Genomic DNA, 2,697 nt, shown 5'->3' with positions numbered 1-2,697 from the left:
CGCGGCGCGCGCCGTACGAGTTGAAATCCTTCTTCTCGACGCCGAGCGACAGCAGATACTTGCCGGCCGGACTCGCGGCAGCGATCGAACCCGCCGGTGAGATATGGTCGGTGGTGATCGAATCGCCGAACATGCCGAGCACCCGCGCGCTGTTGATCGGGCGAATGCCCGGCGGTGTCATCGTCATGCCGTCGAAGTACGGCGGGTTCTGCACGTACGTCGAATCCGCCTGCCAGCCGTAGCGCGCGCCGGTGCTGGCTTCGATCGCCTGCCAGTACGAATCGCCGAGGAACGCGTTGGCGTACTGCGTGGTGAACTGCTCACGCTTCACACTGGACAGAATCGTGTCTTCCACTTCCTGCGCCGACGGCCAGATGTCGCGCAGGAACACCGGACCATCGGTGCCGACGCCGAGCGGTTCGGTGGCCATGTCGATGTCCATGCGGCCGGCCAGCGCGAACGCCACCACCAGCGGCGGACTCGCGAGGTAGTTGAAGCGCGTCTGCGGGTTCACGCGGCCTTCGAAGTTGCGGTTGCCCGAGAGCACCGCCGCCACGTTGAGCTTACCCGCGTCGATCGCTTCGCTGATCACCGTGGGGAGCGGACCCGAGTTGCCGATGCACGTGGTGCAGCCATAGCCGACCACGTTGAAGCCGAGCGCGTTGAGTGAGTCCATCACGCCCGCCTTGATGAAGTAGTCCGTGGCCACCTTGGAGCCCGGCGCCAGCGAGGTCTTCACCCACGGCTTGGTCGTGAGGCCGAGCTTCACCGCCTTCTGCGCCAGCAAGCCGGCCGCGAGCATTACACTCGGGTTGGACGTGTTGGTGCAGCTGGTGATGGCGGCAATCACCACGTGACCGTCTTGGAGCGTAAAGGTCTGATCGCGGTACTCCACCGCGACGCCGGCCGAATCCGCCGGTCCACCTTCGGCCACCATCGTCGCCGCCGCGTTTCCGTTCGCCTTGCCGTTGGCGGCACGCTGCGCGACGAGTGCCTCGCGGTACATCGCCTTGCTCTGCGAGAGCGGTACACGGTCCTGCGGACGCTTCGGACCGGCCAGGCTCGGTACCACCGTGCTCAGATCGAGCTCGAGCGTGTCGGTGAACACCGGGTCGGGCGTGGCGTCGGTGCGGAAGAGTCCCTGCGCCTTCGTGTACGCCTCTACCAGCGCGACCTGCTCGTCGCTGCGGCCGGAGAGGCGCAGGTACTTGAGCGTCTCGTCGTCCACGGGGAAGAAGCCCATCGTGGCACCATACTCGGGGGCCATGTTGGCGATGGTGGCGCGGTCGGCCAGGGCGAGGCTGGAGAGGCCGGTGCCGTAGAACTCCACGAACTTGCCGACGACCTTCTTCTTGCGGAGCATCTCGGTGCACGTGAGCACCAGGTCGGTGGCCGTCGCGCCAGCGGGAAGCTTGCCGTGCAGCTTGAAGCCCACCACTTCGGGAATCAGCATGCTCACGGGCTGCCCCAGCATGGCCGCCTCGGCTTCGATACCACCCACGCCCCAGCCCATCACGCCCAGGCCGTTGATCATCGTGGTGTGCGAGTCGGTGCCCACCAGCGAGTCGCAGTAGGCCAGCGTTTCGGCGCCGTCGGCGGCGGTGAATACCACCTGACCGAGATACTCGAGATTGACCTGATGGCAGATCCCCGTGCCCGGCGGCACCACGCGGAAGTTGTGGAGCGCCGTCTGGCCCCACTTGAGGAACTGATAGCGCTCCAGATTGCGCTCGAACTCCAGTTCGGTATTGATCAGCAGCGAGGCGTCGGTGCCGTATTCATCGACCTGCACCGAGTGATCGATCACGAGGTCGACCGGCTGGAGCGGGTTGATCTTCGTGGGGTCGCCGCCGAGGGCGACCATCGCGTCGCGCATGGCGGCGAGGTCGACGACGCAGGGGACGCCAGTGAAGTCCTGCAGCAGCACGCGGGCGGTGCGGAAGGCGATTTCCTTGTCGACGGCCGCCTTCACATTCCACTGCGCGAGCGCCTCGACATCGGCGCGCTTCACAAAGGCGCCGTCTTCGCCGCGGAGCAGGTTCTCGAGCAGCACGCGCAGCGAGAACGGGAGAGTGGGGGCGGTACTTCCCGGCAGTGCGTCGAGGGCGCCGAGGTGGAAGTACGCATACTGACGGTCGCCCACGACCAAGGTGGAGCGGCTGCCGAACGAATTGGGATGCGACATGGAAGGGTTGGTCCTGCGCGGGCCTTTCCCCAGGGGTCGACCACACGCGTTACTGGACGGAGCCACTCATCGCGCCGTGATGCCGACCTGTTCGCGGCAACCGGTTCCGACGAGGCTACAGGGAAATATCGGGCGGTGGGGGCGGGAAGGGGAGGGGAATCAGACGCCGATCTCCAGCACCTCTCCGACGACGGCTCGATCGGCCTCCACCGGCTGCATCGAGATGGCCCCCGTGGGACAGCAGGCGGCGACCGCCCCGTCGGCCGGCGAGAATTCATGGACCCGCACCAGCGCGTAGGCCTTTCGCTGGGTGTCGAGCGCCATGAGTCCCGGGGAACGGGCCACGCACAGGGCGCAGCCGGTACACTTGGGGCGATCCACCACGATCGCCACGTCCGTGCGAGGGAAGATGCCGCCCGGGGCCGCGAGCATGGTGTCCAGATGCACCAACGCCGCCTGCATGGCGTCGTAGCCCATCTGGAGCAAGTCTTCGACGTGGGAGAAGCTGAACC

General features: G+C 66.5%; 2 protein-coding genes. Both read right to left on the bottom strand.

The genetic code is table 11. The features are described from left to right. A partial coding sequence (acnA, locus tag ACIRA7_RS16570) for an aconitate hydratase AcnA (RefSeq protein WP_396221935.1) occupies nucleotides 1-2,185 on the bottom strand: 2,185 nt, incomplete at its 3' end. Nucleotides 2,186-2,344: 159 nt separating this feature from the next. Next, on the bottom strand, nucleotides 2,345-2,697 hold a 353-nt coding region (locus tag ACIRA7_RS16565; protein WP_396221934.1), incomplete at its 5' end, for a ferredoxin.

Origin of the sequence: Gemmatimonas sp. (genome assembly GCF_044376735.1) — a bacterium.
GTDB lineage: Bacteria > Gemmatimonadota > Gemmatimonadetes > Gemmatimonadales > Gemmatimonadaceae > Gemmatimonas.
This window is presented reverse-complemented; position numbering and strand designations above follow the sequence as displayed.